General features: G+C 52.8%; 13 protein-coding genes. 5 read left to right on the top strand and 8 right to left on the bottom strand.

Annotated elements, in window-relative coordinates; all coding sequences use genetic code 11:
* Nucleotides 1-235: 235 nt before the first annotated feature.
* The 3 genes from HMPREF0733_RS11500 to HMPREF0733_RS05095 all read left to right on the top strand — a co-directional run bounded on the left by HMPREF0733_RS11500 (nt 236) and on the right by HMPREF0733_RS05095 (nt 2,193).
* On the top strand, nt 236-364 hold the full coding sequence (locus tag HMPREF0733_RS11500; protein WP_013398306.1) for a cupredoxin domain-containing protein: 129 nt from the start codon (nt 236-238) through the stop codon (nt 362-364).
* A 198-nt stretch (nt 365-562) separates the two neighbouring features.
* The gene (locus HMPREF0733_RS05100) at nt 563-1,306 is read left to right on the top strand and encodes a hypothetical protein (RefSeq protein WP_013398305.1); all 744 of its coding nucleotides are present in this window, start codon (nt 563-565) and stop codon (nt 1,304-1,306) included.
* A gap of 146 nt (nt 1,307-1,452) precedes the next feature.
* Nucleotides 1,453-2,193, top strand: a complete 741-nt coding sequence (locus HMPREF0733_RS05095; RefSeq protein ID WP_013398304.1) for a lytic transglycosylase domain-containing protein — start codon at nt 1,453-1,455, stop codon at nt 2,191-2,193.
* Nucleotides 2,194-2,267: 74 nt separating this feature from the next.
* On the opposite strand, the gene HMPREF0733_RS05090 is transcribed toward HMPREF0733_RS05095, so the two are convergent.
* Entirely contained in the window at nt 2,268-2,618 is a 351-nt protein-coding gene (locus tag HMPREF0733_RS05090) for a VOC family protein (RefSeq protein WP_041321918.1), read from the bottom strand.
* Nucleotides 2,619-2,753: 135 nt separating this feature from the next.
* The gene (locus HMPREF0733_RS05085) at nt 2,754-3,983 is read right to left on the bottom strand and encodes a hypothetical protein (protein ID WP_244864866.1); all 1,230 of its coding nucleotides are present in this window, start codon (nt 3,981-3,983) and stop codon (nt 2,754-2,756) included.
* A gap of 274 nt (nt 3,984-4,257) precedes the next feature.
* Between HMPREF0733_RS05085 and HMPREF0733_RS05080 the strand changes: the two genes are divergently transcribed.
* On the top strand, nt 4,258-4,500 hold the full coding sequence (locus HMPREF0733_RS05080; RefSeq protein ID WP_041321665.1) for a hypothetical protein: 243 nt from the start codon (nt 4,258-4,260) through the stop codon (nt 4,498-4,500).
* Between the two features lie 24 nt (nt 4,501-4,524).
* Nucleotides 4,525-5,034, top strand: coding sequence for an LURP-one-related/scramblase family protein (locus tag HMPREF0733_RS05075; RefSeq protein WP_013398300.1), 510 nt, complete (start codon nt 4,525-4,527; stop codon nt 5,032-5,034).
* A gap of 97 nt (nt 5,035-5,131) precedes the next feature.
* Here the strand turns inward: HMPREF0733_RS05075 and HMPREF0733_RS05070 are convergent, their stop codons facing one another.
* From HMPREF0733_RS05070 to HMPREF0733_RS11545, 6 genes are all read right to left on the bottom strand, one after another.
* Nucleotides 5,132-7,345, bottom strand: a complete 2,214-nt coding sequence (locus HMPREF0733_RS05070) for a peptidase domain-containing ABC transporter (RefSeq protein ID WP_013398299.1) — start codon at nt 7,343-7,345, stop codon at nt 5,132-5,134.
* A gap of 1 nt (nt 7,346) precedes the next feature.
* The gene (gene lanM, locus HMPREF0733_RS05065; protein WP_041321664.1) at nt 7,347-10,388 is read right to left on the bottom strand and encodes a type 2 lanthipeptide synthetase LanM; all 3,042 of its coding nucleotides are present in this window, start codon (nt 10,386-10,388) and stop codon (nt 7,347-7,349) included.
* Between the two features lie 41 nt (nt 10,389-10,429).
* Nucleotides 10,430-10,630: a hypothetical protein gene (locus HMPREF0733_RS05060; RefSeq protein WP_013398297.1), complete on the bottom strand. Its 201-nt coding sequence runs from the start codon at nt 10,628-10,630 to the stop codon at nt 10,430-10,432.
* 1,004 nt (nt 10,631-11,634) lie between these two features.
* Complete coding sequence (locus tag HMPREF0733_RS05055) at nt 11,635-13,800, bottom strand: peptidase domain-containing ABC transporter (RefSeq protein ID WP_013398295.1); 2,166 nt, start codon at nt 13,798-13,800, stop codon at nt 11,635-11,637.
* An 11-nt stretch (nt 13,801-13,811) separates the two neighbouring features.
* The gene (gene lanM, locus HMPREF0733_RS05050; RefSeq protein ID WP_244864864.1) at nt 13,812-16,595 is read right to left on the bottom strand and encodes a type 2 lanthipeptide synthetase LanM; all 2,784 of its coding nucleotides are present in this window, start codon (nt 16,593-16,595) and stop codon (nt 13,812-13,814) included.
* Between the two features lie 353 nt (nt 16,596-16,948).
* A complete protein-coding gene (locus HMPREF0733_RS11545) occupies nt 16,949-17,104 on the bottom strand; it encodes a plantaricin C family lantibiotic (RefSeq protein ID WP_080556864.1) in 156 nt (51 codons plus the stop codon).
* Nucleotides 17,105-17,113 lie beyond the last annotated feature (9 nt).

The following is a 17,113-nucleotide window of genomic DNA, read 5'->3' as shown; positions in this document are numbered from 1 at the left end:
GTTGTGCGTAGCGAGTTTTCACGCGGGCATGCATTGTTTGAGCTGAAGCGTTTCGGCGGCACAGGGCTGAATGGTAAACGGGCTATACCTTACGAATATTAGCTTCCTCTATTCTTTCCGATACTTCTAGTCTTCCGGGCGGTCGGGAAATGAGCAGGGCGGCACATCTGGCTACCTACTGCGGGACGGCAGAGACCCATACGGGGAAAGCGGCGGTCACTCACAGGCCCTCGATTTGGATCCAGCGCAGGGCGGGTTCGTTGAGATGAAGTTCCCAGCATCCGGCACGTACACGTTCGTGAACCACCAGTTTGCCGAGATGGAACGCGGCGCGATGGGCAAGAATAAGGTGACGGATAAGTAGTCATTCCGCTTCCCTGACTCGGTTCCCCGTGCCCAAAAAAAGGCTCTTGATGTAATAAAATATTAGCGACTACGCTTTCTTCACTATCAAAAGCATTTTTACGTTTTCAGGAAGGGAAAACCCCTACATATTTATAGTTTCCACGGATACCATTAAAGAAAAACCCTCAGTGCTTACACCGATGGCGAGGTAGACTCCGTGGCAAAAATCCGTAAATACGCTCTCATAGCACTAGCGATTGTGGCGTTCTTGACCCTGATGTTCCTGCTCTATAAAGGCACGCAGCGGAACGAGGCGACACCCGGCAGAACGGCGACGCCCAGCGTATCCACAAGTTCCGCGCCGGTATCAAGCGCCCCGGTACAAACCCCGCAGGTTTCTGAGCAGAGCGCGCAGGCGGCACCCGCGCCGGAACAGCCGCAGCAGTCGCAGGGGGCGCAGGATTCACCCTCGGAATCTGCTTCACCATCCGCGACGAATACCGCCAAACCGTCTCCGAGTACTTCATCTGACGCTGGGCAGGAACAGCATAAAGCCGATGCGACAAGCGCCACCCCCAGTGCCAGTGGGTCTGCCAGCGCATCCCCGGGGAAAGAACCTACATGCCCGGAGGACGTCTCCTACCAGCAGGTGGCAGATGGAGAGGTTGACTGCACATTCGACTATTCCAAGGTGCGCCTGAAGACCATGCAGGAGGCGGAGCAGTACGCACGTAAATGGCTCTATCCCGAACCCGGCACCTATATTCAGGTGCGGGATTACCGCGAGGCTAAGGTCAAGATTCCGGGTATGGATAAGCCACAGAGCGTATTTGTTGTTCGCGCGGTCGCGCGTTCTTCGGGGGATCAAGGCGGCAGCGGGGCCGTCACCTGGAGCGTTATCTGGCCCAACGGTTACTATCTCACCAGCGATGACCTCCCTGACGGTATTGAGGCTCGGTAGGTTCGGGGCTGTCGGTTCTTGCCTGACTCTTCGTTCCTGCGCGGATACCAGCGCTCAAATAAAGGAGCTGAGTGGAGACGGGAATTTTACATTCCGGTCCGTGAAAACCGCGCCAGTCGGGCTTACTGGGGTGCTAGGCTAGAGGAATGGCGAAGAAGAGCTCACTCAAGACCGCATCCGGCAAGAATATCTTCACGAAAGTGACCGCCGGGGCGCTGGCGCATTGGCAGATTATTGCCTCTGCGCTGCTCCTGGGTACGGGTGTGGTGGGGCTCGCCGCCACCTACGACGACTACTGCGGTATGACCGACTTGACCTACGCACCGGAAGAGGTGCACGAGGATCTCCGCAAGGCCGGTCAGACGGCGAATATCCGCCCGGGTGTGATCGCGGCGCAGCTTGAAACTGAGAGCCACTGGCGCATCAATGCTGCTTCGAGCGCGGGTGCCCGAGGCGTAGCCCAGTTCACCGATGAGGCTTGGAAGGATTGGGGTAACGGCGGCGATATCCTCGATCCGCACAATTCAATTGATGCGCAGGGCCGCTACCTGGAATCGCTCAAGAAACGGCTGGGCAAATACGCCCATAACGACGACGAGGCGCTCGATCTGGCGCTTGCCGGGTACAACGCTGGCCCCGGTGCGGTCGAGAAGTACAAGGGCATTCCGCCCTTCCCCGAGACGCAGAACTATGTGCAGAAGATTCGCGATCTTTCCGAGACAAAATATAAGCTGACCTGCACGCCGGATCACCGGTTTAAGCAGTCGCAGATTGTGCGTATTGAAGCTCAGGCTTCCACGCAAGACTCCACCGCTCCGGATGCGGTCGCCGCAGACTCTATGCATGCCGTAGTGCCGTCTTCGCGCACCGGGTCTAAGGAAAGCTAAGTTTATGAGGTTTTAGCCGCTCTTCCAACAATTTGATAACCCATTTTCTGGCGATAATTTTGATGACGAATCCTCTATACATGCTGCAAAATATTCACAAGGTTCCCCAGCGGATCGCGAACGAAAAGCCTCCGCACTCCCCAGGGTTCTTCAGCAACGCCATATTCAAGCGCAATACCTGCCGCATGAATGCGAGCGAGGATTTCATCAAGATTATCTACTTCAATCGATAAATCAGGAACCGGTGTACCTGAACCCCCTTCACTGGCTATGCTGACTTGCACAGTCGTAGTTTCCGCATTGCCGTAAGTCTGTATCCATCCGTGGTCCATGAGCAGCTCCAGACCCAGGACATCCCGATAAAAAGTAGCGGCAGACTCGGGTTTATCAGCGGCAAGGTTAGTAACGATACGCTTAACAGCCATAAGCAGCCCTTCCATGAGTGTTTTACCCTGGCAAAATCTTCACGGCACTTACTCTGAAGCCTATCAAAGATGCAAGCTGAGGGGTGAAGGCAGGGTTTCTGGGCTTATAGACCCTATGGATAAGCCTTCTTATTTTTATAGCTTGAGAAGCTCTTCCTCGTTTGTGACCACCATGGCATACGTAAATTGATGCTTTGACAAGATGGATTTCATGTCGGGGAGTTCTTTTTCTTTAATCAGCTTATTCTCGTGAAGGCTGTATATGCGCAGAGTATCCTTATTATCCGTTGAGTTTATGTTGTAGAGATACTTATCGGACCAATAAAAGAGACCCTGATCTTTCGACCTCTTATAGTCTTTAAGGGTGAAATGGCGGGTATTTTTTCCGGTTTCTACATCTGTAGAAATAATAGTCCCATCGCCCGACTGCCACCATATTTCGTGGCCGATTGCATGGTAATGCCCCTCCTTCGACTGCCACATGTCATTGTTCACGCGCACTGCATGGTCGCCGCTTATAGGAACTTCATGTGCCTGACCGGTATCTGTATCAAATACCTCAAGAACCGACCCCGTAACATTTTTTGAGCTGCTCCTCTGCGGGTCACTGCCGGGAGGGTAGGTATCCCTTATGATAACGACTTTATTCCCAACACACGTGATGCCATCGATTCCCCTATTCGGAAGAGAAAACGTATGCTCGGTTACAGGATCATCGGAAAAATTAGGGTATAGGCGAATCAGCTTAGTCGGTTCGTTTTTATCTTTTGTATCGCCTTGGTTCTCTTTCTGCTTCTGCCCCAGAGAATTGTGTGATTCATTATTGACAGTCCATACACTGCCATTACCGCACCGTGCAGGATTCTCAATACTACGATTCGAGGTGTGAACTTCGGTATTCTGCCCATCATGGGTGACTATTTTATAAATATAGGAGGTTTTATCTTCGGTATAGCCAATATTTTTGGTTGCGATAAATCCACCATTATCCAGTCCCCACACCTCCTCGTTATAAACAGACTCGTAGTTCCTGTCATAACCTTGCAGTGAGTTTCCTAAAATATAATCCTTCTTTTTATCCCCGAAATATAGCTTGTTGTTATAGTAGTCAATTTCTGAGGTCTGAGAGCCTTCGTTTGATAGCTTAGTCCACGAGTTGGTGTGCGGATCATAGAAGCCCACACCCCCTCCAGGGTCCTTGCTTTCCCGGTAGTCACCAGCAACGGAGACCGCTAGGGCGCTATTCTTCAACGACTCTTCCGGACTCTTAGACTCTTGTGCCTTCGGTGTGCCACACGTTGTAAGACATAATGCGAGCAGCACCCCAAGGACGGCAAACCTTGCACCCGGATAAGCTGCCTTCACGAAAAACCACCTGTGCTTATTCATAAACGTACAAGAATCTAATAAAAGGTTTTTATATCTATTTGACTCACAATAACATCACGAATATGCTGCGTAAACCCTACTATATATCTTTATAAACAGTCGATAAATGAACATATTTTATGCACAATAATGAACATAAATGGTGCATAAATTGCTTGTTTTCTATAAATTTGAACAGTATAATGTTTTAGTGAGCGTATTCTCTCAACATGTCATAGCCCCTAGTCGGCAACCTGTGAGAGGAGCGAACATGGCGCACAACGATCACCAAGATAAACAGCCAAAACGTAAAGAAATGCCGTCTTCGCTCTGGGTCTTTGCCCTAGCAACTTTCGTTTTAGCGCTACCCCGTATTGGTGACGGTCGTATATTGCCGCTCGATCTCACAACTTCTTTTATTATCGGCGCGGTTCTTATCGTCTGCGGGTTCTGGATAATGTACCGTGAACACAAGAAATCTTCCACACAGAAAAATAAACTCCACGACCACTAATTTTTCTACGGAAAGACACAACCCATGACTACTTTCTACGCCAAATCAAAGATGGCATACCCCGAATACCGGTACAACATCCTCAACACTGATTTCAAACCAGTCTATGAAACCGATGGCAGGCTTCGACTCGGTGGGAAAAGCGTCGTCTTCACTAAGGCAGATACCGAGGAAAAAGTCATCACGGTACACCGCGAACCCGACATAAAACACACCTACACCATCGAGTCCACAGACGGTAGCACCGCAGCTACCGTGAAATACACGGATTGGAAGCCCTTCCGCCCAAAATTCAGTGTTAAAACCTCCGATGCGGAGTTCATCATGGATGGAAGCGCATGGGTCAAAGGGTTCGAGATTCACCGAGAAAATCAGGTGGTAGCGAAGATAACCCGCCCCGGACTCGGAGTTAAATACGGTTATATTATTGACATCATGGACGAAGCATTACACGATGTCACGCTCGGATCATTCATAGTACTCTCCCACTACATCGGCGGCAGGCGCAGCTACGCGGTTCCTGTCGTCGGATAATTCACCCTCCAAATCAACCAAGTGGGAACGATAGTTTGCAATGGAAGATGTGCCGTTGAAACACTCGCACAGAACCCCCGCGTGCACCGCGCATCCGCTACGAGGTAAACATTCCCAAGCCAAAGCCGTGGCGAGAAACCTTCGTGGGGGGCCACTGCGCCCAAATGTACCCCGCCTGGCTGCTCTGCTCTTCTTGAGAATAAAGCTCCCGATAACGGCCCTCAACCATCATCAGGTCATCATGGCGTCCGCTCTGAATAATGTGCCCATCCTCCATGACCACGATATTCTCGGCATTGCGCACCGTCGAAAGCCTGTGCGCCACCACAACCTTCGTACACTGATACTGCGCAATCAGCTCCGTCACCTGCCGTTCGGTCGCGGTATCGAGCGCGCTGGTCGCCTCATCCAAAACCAAAATCCGTGGATACCGCAGCAGAGCCGTAACAATCGCGATGCGCTGGCGCTGACCGCCCGAGAAGTTCTCGCCACCGCTCGCCATGATCGTATCGAAGCCCATCGGCAAATCCTTCACAAAATCCAGGATGCCCATCGCGAGAATACTCTCCTCGATTTCTTCACGGCTGCGCCCGTCATCCAGACCTGCCGTGAGGTTATCGTACAGACTTCCCGACCTGGTTTGCAGCTGCTGCGGCACATACCCAATATGGGAACGCAGCTCGTCCAAAGAATAATCTTTAACATCGATTCCGCCCACACGAATCGTGCCAGAAACCGGGCTGTACAACGAACACAACAGCTTAGCCAAGGTACTCTTGCCCGAACCTGACGAACCCACGAGAGCAACATCGTGGCCCTCCGGCACGCGCAGCGAGATATCCGTCAGCACAGGTTTATTACCACCCGGATACGTAAAATTCACGTTCTCAAGGTCAAGGTCACCATCAGCAATATCGGTGACAGATCCCGTGCTCTTCTCCGGTTCATAACGCTGAATATCCACGATACGCGCAACCGCGCGATCCACAGCGATAATGCTCATAATGCCGAACATCGTCGAAGCGACTGACGAAAACAGCAGCGCAGAAATACCCTCGGTCGCAATAGCCTGACCGAGCGTGAGCGTTCCATCATTCACCAGCGGTATCGACGCCAACAACAGAATCAGAGGACCACCCAACTGCACCACGGATGCGGCAGACCCGAGCACACCCTGCTGCAGCACCATGCGGCGGCGCATCGACGCCAGCGACTGCATATAGGCTTCGCGCCAGGTGTTATAGGTGGGCGTTGAGGAACCCGTCATCTTCATGGCTGCGATGGTGTTAATAGCGTCAAGCTCAACCACCTGCGCTTCGGAGGCGTGCGCATACTCGGCGTCGAGCGCCTGGGAGGTGGGGCGCGCCGTAACGAACCAGATCAGCATCAGCACGGCAAGAACCACGAAGGTGATTATCAAAACCTGGCTCGATTGCTGGGCGATAAAGATGAGAATCACAATCATCGTGCCGATGTTAATCACGAACTCGGTCAGGCTTGTAGACAAGAAGTTGCGCAGCGTGTTCACGCTTGAGAGGCGGTAGAGAATATCGCCCGGAGAACGCAGCGCGAAATAGGTCAACGGCAGCCTCAACAGCCTATCGAACATATTGCCCAAGAGCTTATATCCGATGGACGAGACGATACTCGCCAGCGTTGCGGCGCGCGCAATGGAAACCAGGTAGTAGCCAATAACACCGACTACCACACCGACCGTTGTTTCCACGACGGTGTTTCTTGCACCCCTGAGCTGCGCATCCACCACGGTTTGGATCACCATGGGCACGGCAAAGGTAACGCTGTAGGTGATGATGAGAAGCAGCAGGAACAGCGCGTACTGGCCGAACATTTTCTTCGTGAAGAAGGTGCCCAACTGCCAATCTTGAAAGACACTGCGGGATTTCTTTTTGAAATCTTTCCGCGGAGACGGCACCAGAATACTGCCGGAAAAAGACTCTTCAGCCTCCTGAAGATCCATAACCCGCATTCCCGTGGAGGGGTCCATAATATGCACGCGATCCTTACGGATGCGCACCAAAACCACGTAATGGGAATTGTTCCAGTGCAAGATAACCGGCTTGCCGATATCTCGAAGGTGTTCGAGAGAGGGTGCCCTGAAGGCTTTGACCTCCATACCTTCCTCGACGAGAAGGTCGCGCACTTGGCGCATCGAGAGACCTTCACGACCGGGCTCGGCAATCAGGCGAAGGTCTGAAATAGTCTGATAGCGCCCGTAGTGCTGCAGGACGGACGCCCCCACGCCCAGCCCGCACTCGGTCTTCGCCGCCTGAAGAACAGCAGGAAAACCCATACTATCGAACCTCGAACGGCTCGGGGATAAGAGGGCTGTACGGGCGAGCATTATCTGCCCGGCGAGTCAGCCAGGACAGCACGCCGGAGGTACCGACCATGAACGAGGGAGTCAGCGAGTAGCGCACGGATTTATCGTCGAGGACTGCCCGAATATCCGATGCGCTGTAACCGTTCTCGATGGCATCCCGGATAGCCTCTGCACACGGTACGTCGGGGATTCGGTCGGCTATCCAGGCGAGCGCATCCAGGGTGCCGAAGTCGCCGTGGCATAGGGTGAGGTTGCTTCGGGTGCCGGTGCGGAACGCATGCTGTACCGCGCGGTCGAGGTCGGTGCGGCTGGCGAGTTCGGGCATCCACAGGTGCAGTGCCGCGAACGCGAGGGCAATACCCGCGCTACCGGAGCACCAGGTGCCGCTGGCATGCTCTTCGCCGCTGTCATGCTCGGTGAGCTGGGCCCGCCATTCGTCCCCGGTGTTGAAGTCGTTGAGGCGGCGCAGAAGAATTTCGACGGCTTCGCGAGCGCGTTCGGGTGAGGGCATCTGGCGGTTCCACCGGGCCAGCGCGAAGATTGATCCGCTGATTCCGTAGGCGAATCCGCTGCGGTGCCACCAGTTTTCTTCTACCATGCCGGCGATAATGTCTTGGGCGTGCCTGTCTAATACTGCCAGCAGGGCCGCGCGGTCGGTGGCGAGGTTATAGCCTAAGAGCAGGGCGGCAGCCCCTACCTGGTGATCCAGGTACCCGGGCATAGGATGCTCAACCTGTGCCAGGCGCGCGGCGGTGCGGTCGCCAACCTTGACGGCTGCCTCAGCAAAACGGGTATCCCGAAGGTTTTCTGCGGCAGCGGCGAGCACGAAGGCGATGCCTGTTTCGCCGCAAGATATGCCGTCGCAGGTTTCGGGGGGAATGCTGAAAAGCCTGTCAGCGAAGACGTCTTGCGCGATGGGGTCTAGTACCCGGCGGGCCGTCTGCGTGTATTCCGGTTTTCCGAGCGTCCGTGCGGCCTGGGTGAGGGCGAGTGCAGCCCCGGTTGAGCCTGTGTAGAAGTCTATGCCGAGTACTTCGGTGTTCCACAGGCTAAGGTGCTGCTGCCATAGTCCGGGGGTGGGCGCCAGCCAGGTCCAGGCGTCTTCCTCTCTGCCACCCGGATGGTTCGTCGCTGTTAGCCGGTCGGCAATACTCTCGCAGAGTTCTCGTTCATGCTGCACGCTCTGCCTGTTTGATAGTAGCTTTGCCGATGCGGCCGCGAGTATGCGATCCGGCGGGTAGGGTGATACGAAGGCTGACCAGATCTGTTGCATCTGCTCTTCAAGGTTTGCTTCGTCGAGGGCGGCAATATGCTCCAGGGTTTCATCGAGCGCGCTGCTGTCGATGGTCAGTCCTACGGCGTGCCCGTCGAAAGATATGATCTCGGAGCCATCTGTGCGATGCATGAAGAAGGGAATGTCGAACCGCCAGAGGGCTTCTACTTCGGCCCCGATCATCTCAAGGGGACGGTTATTGCTCAGCGTTGCGGCACGCAGCGCGATCGTGGCGAAGACTTTTTCGGAGGCCAGCGCTTCGGGGCTGCTGAGCATTTTGAGGATTCGGGTGTAGTACCTGGTGGATTGCAGCAGGGCACGCAGCGTCAGCCCGGAGCAATTTGTGCGAACTATTTCGGTCATGATTTCGCGGTGCTCGCAGACCCACCGGTACATCTGCGTGAATCCGCGTTCGAAGGCGCGGGCGCGGGCTGCCTCAGAAATACGCCGCTCCTCCGGGGTGCTAGCGTTAGCTTCTTCGGCGCGATCTGTGTCTTCCGTAGTCGGGTTCTCTGGGCTGGGTTCGCGGTTGATGCGTGCCACAGCATCGTCACGGAAGGGATTTGCGACGGTTACCTCGTGGAAGGGATTCGTCCCCTGTTCCCCGTGCAGGAAGCCTACGTCGCGGAACCCTAGCGAGATATCGCGGCGTGTGCGGCGGGTAGGCAGAAATGCGCTGCATGCGATTCCGCGCAGCCAGCGCAGGTAAACGCTGCCCTCGGGGGGACTCTGAATATCCTCCGTCAAAATATGCACGGGGTGGAGGATCGTTTCAAGGTCAATCGGAACGGGTTCCGTGCGCAGGGGTATCAAATTCTTGGCGTGCAGGTCTTTGGCCTGCAGGGTGTAGAGCAAAGCCGCCAGCCGTCCGCAAGCTCCAAGGAAATCTTCGGCATAAAAGTCTGCGTCTTCACGTTTAATAAACTCCATGAAGCCATAGCCCTCACCCCGAATCACACGGGCTGCACGCATCGAAGGAGCCCCCTGCGCGGCAAGGTCTTGAACGATTTTCCAGAAGACCCATTCGCCTTCAACATTGCGGGATTTGTAGACCACCATGCCCTGGGTAAATTCGAGAAGGCAACCGGCGCGTCCGCCGCCGTAACGGGTTCTGGGCAGACCGAAGGATTCGAGTTTGAGAGGTTCGTCATCTTTGACGTTAAGAAGCTCGCGAATATCATCTTCACGAGCGCTCACGCGCTCAAAAATTTCGGCAATCATCGCATGAAACTGCTCAATAGTCCTGCCGTGAACGCCGGGCAGAAGCGGGTAGCTTGCATAAAAGTCGTCACTAAATTCTTCGCCCCAACGTCGGCAGTAGTCTTCATACCGTTCTTCGGGTGTACTCCCGTGCAGAAGCCCCTGCGAAGAGATCTTTTTGATGTGCGCAACCAGCGGTCTGAGGTAGAAATTAGTCAAACGCGCGGTCAGGTTCTCCAAAAACTGACTAACTAGGAGGGAAAGCCGCGACGGTGCGGCGTAACCCGATGCGGCAACAGCACGTTCAACATTGTCACGCTCACCCTCGGCAAGCTGGGCAATGAGCGCGTGAAACATGGAGGGTTCGGCCGTCGGCCCCAGTGCTTTGAGCACCGGAGCCGACAACCGTACGATAGACTCGGAGTCGGGAGTATTGGATGCGGTACCCAAACGTTCTAACAACGAAGTGCTAGATACGTATGTTTCTAGGCGTCGGAATTGCTCATCATCCAGTTCAGGAAGAAGTTCCCTGATTAACACCTGGTATCTCCTTATCTATCGTATTTACTTATTCCCCGGACTTAGGAAGAGCTGCCGCCCCAGAAGCCAAAGCCGAAGTTGTAGTTGCCGCAGCCGTTACCGCAGTAGTTGCCGCCGCCGCCGTTGCCGCCACCGCTGTAGCCGCCGCCAGCGCTGTAGCCGCCGCCACCGTGACCGCTGCCGTTAACCTGGTCCAGGTCGAGGTCCGAGATCTCTTCCAGGAGCGTGATATCCTTAGCCATGGTTATCCTCCTTAATATTCCTGATCCGTTCAGGAATAATATTATCGGTGTTTAGTTTGATGCTGAAGACATCAAACTATTCTCTGACTGGGTTCCAGGTGTTTGCTTTTCCACAGTATTCACCTGGAACCCACTACCCTTCCTTACGACGCACTAACGCCTCAAGGAAAGGAAGTTTGTAAAATTTGTTACTTATTTTCTGTAGCACTACAAACATAGCCATGAGACACAGGCTGCCAGAGCTATGTCATCTGAATTATGTGGGGATGCCGCGTGTGCTACAGGTGCCAAGCAACAAAAGCCTCACATCTCCATTGACTATGAACTTTCGTCGCGGGCTGCGACATATAGGGGTGGTGAGATATATCTTCTATTCTCATCATGCGGCAAGGTCATGGAACAAAAGTCCTTATCAGAGTCGGTTTTCTCTCTATTGAAATCGGTGACTCTACAGTAACAACTTGATAAACGTGTTTCAAGATGTAGTCTAGGGGTCAAAAATTTATCGTGCACTCTTTAAAATGGTAAATAATATTGATGTCAAGCATTTTAAACTTTATTCAAAACAATAATCATTACGAGTTTGAGCTGTAATTTCAAGGGATCGGGTTGGTTTACTCAGAAAATAAAGCACCTGGAAAGTATTTTATTATTTACAGTAACTTTTGTTTTTATATTAGAAAAATAATTTTGAAAAAGTTTTTGTAACGGTTTGGTATCATTTTTAAGATAACAAAACCATTAAAAATTCCCGAGAAATCTGAGTATTGTTGCTTAGAAATTTAAACTTTATGGGTGAAATATTATGCGGTTTGTAGAGAACTTGCCGCGCTGGTTTTTGAAGAAGCACCAAAAAATTTGGATGCTGTCGCCCAGGCAGCACGCCTGTACGACAGCATCCACGTTTTTCGGTTACGATACGGCTCAGGTTATTTACTCGTGCGCGCCGCTGCGCATATCCATAGCGACTTTCCCAAACCCCAGGGTCGACTATAAGGAATCGTCTATGCGGCTATTGGTGAGGTGTACTCCTTGTGGCTGCTTTTTTCTTCTTGGTAGTACAAATCCCGGTACCGACCTTCCACCGAGATCAACTCCGCATGGGAACCGACCTGCACCACGCATCCGTGTTCCATCACCACGATCTGCTGGGCATTGCGAATTGTCGAAAGCCTGTGCGCCACCACGACCTTCGTGCACTGATACTGTGCGATGAGTTCCGTCACCTGCCGCTCAGTCGCAGTATCGAGCGCACTGGTCGCCTCATCCAGCACTAAAATCCGTGGATACCGCAGCAGGGCGGTAGCAATCGCGATGCGTTGACGTTGACCACCCGAGAAATTTTCGCCCCCGTTGGCCATAATCGTGTCGAACCCCAGCGGTAGATCCTTCACAAAATCCAGGATGCCCATAGCGTAGATATTGGCTTCGATCTCCTCACGGCTGCGCCCGTCGTCCAGACCCGCCGTGAGGTTATCGTACAGGCTGCCCGTCCTGGTTTGCAGCTGCTGAGGCACATACCCAATGTGGGAGCGCAGAGCATCCAGCGAGTAATCACGAATATCGATTCCGCCCACACGAATAGCACCCGAAACCGGGGTGTACAGCGAGCACAGCAACATAGCAAGCGTGCTCTTACCAGACCCGGAGGAACCGACGATCGCGATGTCCTGCTCCTCCGGCACCGTTAGAGACACCTCCGAGAGGACCGGGGCCATACCACCCGGATACGTGAAACCGACATCCTCTAGCTCGATATCACTGTCAATCACATCCGTAACGGTTCCCTCATCCTGTTCGGGTTCATATCGCTGAATATCGGTAATACGAGCAACGGCACGATCCACCGCCGCGATATTCATAATGCCGAACATCACCGAAGAGATCGAGGAAAACAACAGCGCGGAAATGCCCTCGGTCGCAATAGCCTGTCCCAGGGTCAACGTTCCGTTATTGACCAGCGGCAACGAAGACAGCAATAGAATCAGCGGGCCACCCAGCTGCACCACGGCTGCGGCAGAACCCAACACACCTTGCTGCAGCACCATGCGACGGCGCATCGACGCCAACGACCGCAGATACGTCTCACGCCACTTACCAAAGGTCGAAGTCGCCGAACCGGTCATCTTCATCGTCGCCACGGTGTTAATGGCATCTAGCTCAATCACCTGAGTTTCAGAAGCATGCGAATATTCCGCATCAAGCGCCTGAGAGGTGGGACGCGCCGTTACAATCCAAATCACCGCCAGCACGGACAGAACCCCGCAGGTAATGAGCAAAACCACGCCGGACTGCTGGGCGATAAAGATAAGAATCACGATCATCGTGCCGATATTGATAACGAACTCGGTCAGGTTTGACGACAGGAAATCGCGCAGAATATTCACGCTTGCCAACCGGTAGAGAATATCCCCCGGCGAGCGGAGCGCAAAATACGTCAGCGGCAACTTGAGAAGTCTGGCAAAAAGATCCCCCAGAAGCTTATACCCGATAGACGAGACGATACTCGCCAACGTTGCGGCACGCGCAATCGATACCAGGTAATACCCTGCAATACCAGCAATGACACCGGCAGTGATGCCAACCACAACATTCTCTTCGCCCTTCAGCTGAGCATCCACCACATGCTGAATCACCATCGGCACCGCAAAGGTCACGCTATAGGTGATCGCAAGTAACAAGATGAAAAGCGCATACTGACCGAACATCTGCTTCGTAAAGAACGTATGGAACTGCCAGTCTTTGAAAACGTTCCGGGATTTTTTCTCGAAATCATCCCGTGGAGTCGGCACCAGCACGCTGCCGGAGAAGGAACTCTCAGCCTCCTCAAGACTAATCGTTCGCAAACCCTGCCCAGGATCCATAATCTGCACCCGGTCATGACGCATCCGCACCAGCACCACATAATGCGAATTATTCCAGTGCAGAATCACCGGCTTGCCGATATCCCGAAGTTGCTCCAACGAGCTTGCCCGATAGGCGCCGACCTCCATACCCTCGTCCGTGAGAAGGTTGCTCACCTGCAGGAGGTTCAGCCCTTCACGGCCAGGTTCCATAGACAGACGCAAGTCTGAGACCGTCTGATAGCGCCCATAATGCTGCAGAATGGAAGCACTCACGCCCAGACCGCACTCGGTCTGGGCGGTCTGCAAAACAGCAGGAAAAGCCATGACTTGATGCCCTATGCTTCAGTGGAATCGGGAATAATCGGAGTATACAACCGGGTGCCACCGATACGGCGAGACAGCCAAGACAGCACACCGGAGGTACCCACCATGTACGATGGGGTCAAAGAGTAGCGCACGGACTTATCCTCTAGGGTTTCCTGTAGCAGAGAGGTACTGTACCCGTTGGTTAGGATGTCCCGGATTTTTTCGGCATCAGGCAGATCGGGAACATGATTGACGACCCATTCGAGAATATCCAGAGTACCTAAATCACCGTGGCAATAGGTGAGGTTACGACCGGTCCCCTCATGCAGGGCATGGTGTACAGCACGCTCAAGATCAGCGCGGGTGGAAAGCCCGGGCATCCACACCTGTACCGCCGCCAAGGCTAGGGAAATACCGGCGGTACCATGGCACCACACACCGTTCCGACTACCCTGCCCGGAGATCTGTGATTCCCAGCTTTCCCCGTTATCGAATTCGCGCAGGCGCTCCAGTAGAATATTGACCGCGTGCTGGGCACGTTCCGAGGAAGGCATCTGCCTATTCCACCGGCTCAACGCGAAGATGGAGGCGCTGATACCGTGGGCGAACCCGCTATGAGACCACCATTCCTCCTCGACACGACCCGCGATGATGTCTTGGGCGTGCCGATCCAGTACGCCCAGCAGCGCTTCCCGGTCATCCGCGAGGTCGTATCCCAGCAGCAAGGCTGCCGCACCTACCTGCCCGGTGAGATAATCCGGACTCGGATGCTCTGCCTGCGCCAAACGCTCAGCAATCCGGTTCCCCAACACAGCAGCGGCTTCCTTCAAGCGGGGATCATTCAAACACTCGGCAGCACCGGCAAGCGCAAAAGCAATACCGGGTTCGCCCATGAAGGCTGTATCACGCATCTCGTCAGGCAGTTCAAACGACATATCTTCCGAGAAGACAACGTCTGCTATCGGATCGAACACACGATACGCTGCTTGAGCATATTCCTCATTTTCTAGAGTATGTGCTGCTTGCGCCAAGGATAATGCAGGACCAATGGAACCGCTATAAAGATCCAGCCCCAATACAGCAGTATCCCAGGCTCCGGTATGTTGCTGCTGAGTACCCGGAACAGGCGCTGCCCATGTCCAAGGGCTTTCTTCAGCAAGCCCAGGATACAAACGAATTGCCAAATAATCGGCGACCGTGGAACTAAAATCTCGCTCACTTTGTAAATTGTCCCGCCCCCGCCACGCATCCGCAGGTTGTGAAACTAGAGTATTAGCCGGATATGGGGACACGAAAGCATTCCAAATTTGATTCAGCTGGTCCTCTAAATCCGCCTCATTCATATCGGTAATGTGACTCAGGGTCTCTTCAAGAGCATTTTTTTGAACACTCACTCCAGTTGCAGCAGTTTCATGAGGAGAGAGGATATCAGACAAGTCTGTCCGGTGTGTGAAGAAAGGAACGTCTAACCGCGAGAGCGACTCAGCCTCAGCGATAATGATTTTCAACGGGCGGTTGGGGGCAAAAGCAGCAGTTCGGAATATAATGGTTTTGAAAACATCCTGAGAAGCAAGCGCCTCGGGGCTGCCCAACATCCGTACCAGCTGACTGTAATACATGGTTGGCTGCAGGACGGCACGAAGTATTATTCCTGTGCATTCGGCGCGGACAGCTTCCAAGACGGTATAGCGGTTTTCACAAATCCACCGATACATCTGAGCAAATCCGCGGGCAAAGAAATAAGCTCGAGCTGCGTGTAAATTACGTTGCTGCTCTAGCTCATCAGATCCCGCTTCACTCGTGTTACCAGTATCTTCAGGGACTGATTCCCGTACAAATCGAACCACAGCATCATCTCTAAAAGGGCGTTCAACACTCATCCCAGCAAACGGGTTAACGCCCTGTTCACCTTGAATAAAACCGATATCTACATACCCTTGGGAGGGATCACTTCGCATGAGGCGAGTAGGAAGTAATGCGCTAGTTGATATCCCCCGAAGTTTATACAAAAAAGCGCTATCAGCAGGAATAACTGGATCGTCGTCAGCTGCTGTATGAATTGGATGAAGCATAGTTTCAAGATCAACAGGAACAGGTCCCTCTGATAGAGGGACAAGGTTCTCTTCATGCATGTCCTTAGTCTGAAGCGCATACAGTAAGGCCGCAAGTCGACCGGAAGACTCCAGGAAATCCTCTGATGAGAAATCGACTTCTTCCCGTTCGATAAATTCCATGAACCCGTACCCATTACCGACCGCTACCCGGGCGGCACGCATAGCGGGGGCACCATACTCAGCGAGCTTCTGGATGATGTTGTAATATGCTTGCTCACCTTCGATACTGCGGGGCTTATACACTACAGTTCCTTGCTGGAATACCAGCACGCAGCCGGTACGCCCACCATTATGATGGTCGCCAGCTAGCACAAGAGACTCTAGCTTCAGAGGGTCATCATCTGTGACACCGAGAAGTTTTCGTATATCACTCTCATGAGTTTGGACCCGCTCAAAAATCTCCGACACTGCTATGTAAAACTGATCTACGATCGTCGTATGAACATGCTGAAGGAGCGGATAAATGGCATAAAAGTCGTCCTGAAAATCTTCATACCAGCGACGACAATAGTCTTCATACCGTTCTTCAGGGGTTTCTCCGTGTAAAAGTCCTTGCGCAGAGATTTTTTTGACATGAGCTACCAGTGGGCGTAGATAGAAATTGAGCAGTCGCCCCCTGAGAGCACCCATAAGCTGTTCAGTGAGACCATCGATGTGTTTTGCGTTAGCATAGGCAAATTTTTGAACGATCTGACACATATGCTCGTCCTCATGCGCCATCAAGTTCATGAATAGGGCATGGAACATAAAAGACTCAGAAACCGACCCCAGCGTCATAGACGCTGGAGTCGGTAACAGTACGATAGGCTCAGGCCTTGAGGTAGTCTCCAATTCCTCCAATAGGGAAGTATTCAATATATTTGATACTAATTGCTGAAATTGATTATCATCCAGCTCAGGAAGAAATTTCCTGACTAACACCCATATTCTCCTTTACCCACCGACTTCGCTTAAGATGCTCACCAAAGTATGACGCTTTTCTTATAACTATATATAGTAAAAACTATATAAAAATAAACAGCAACAATGACAACAACTTGCACAAAGTTACATTACTGACACACGGACATGCACTCCACTGTGACAGTACATACGCGACCTCGATTACCGATTACCTTGCTATACCATCCAGGGAAAGCAGTACCACCATTTACCTGAGAGAGATCCTGTTCAGATATTTCTTCCAACAGAGTTATATCCTGAGGCATTGTAAATCT

It is taken from the genome of Rothia dentocariosa ATCC 17931, from assembly GCF_000164695.2.
GTDB lineage: Bacteria > Actinomycetota > Actinomycetes > Actinomycetales > Micrococcaceae > Rothia > Rothia dentocariosa.
Note: the sequence above shows the minus strand (reverse complement) of the source record. Positions and strands in the feature narration are given on the sequence as shown.

What these genes read in the sequence shown, in the direction of transcription:
- HMPREF0733_RS05095 (WP_013398304.1), top strand. Translation starts at nt 1,453, where the DNA reads ATGGCGAAGAAGAGCTCACTCAAGACCGCATCCGGCAAGAATATCTTC.
- HMPREF0733_RS05090 (WP_041321918.1), bottom strand. Translation starts at nt 2,618, where the DNA reads ATGGCTGTTAAGCGTATCGTTACTAACCTTGCCGCTGATAAACCCGAG.
- HMPREF0733_RS05080 (WP_041321665.1), top strand. Translation starts at nt 4,258, where the DNA reads ATGGCGCACAACGATCACCAAGATAAACAGCCAAAACGTAAAGAAATG.
- HMPREF0733_RS05075 (WP_013398300.1), top strand. Translation starts at nt 4,525, where the DNA reads ATGACTACTTTCTACGCCAAATCAAAGATGGCATACCCCGAATACCGG.
- HMPREF0733_RS05070 (WP_013398299.1), bottom strand. Translation starts at nt 7,345, where the DNA reads ATGGGTTTTCCTGCTGTTCTTCAGGCGGCGAAGACCGAGTGCGGGCTG.
- HMPREF0733_RS05060 (WP_013398297.1), bottom strand. Translation starts at nt 10,630, where the DNA reads ATGGCTAAGGATATCACGCTCCTGGAAGAGATCTCGGACCTCGACCTG.
- HMPREF0733_RS05055 (WP_013398295.1), bottom strand. Translation starts at nt 13,800, where the DNA reads ATGGCTTTTCCTGCTGTTTTGCAGACCGCCCAGACCGAGTGCGGTCTG.
- lanM (WP_244864864.1), bottom strand. Translation starts at nt 16,595, where the DNA reads ATGTGTCAGATCGTTCAAAAATTTGCCTATGCTAACGCAAAACACATC.
- HMPREF0733_RS11545 (WP_080556864.1), bottom strand. Translation starts at nt 17,104, where the DNA reads ATGCCTCAGGATATAACTCTGTTGGAAGAAATATCTGAACAGGATCTC.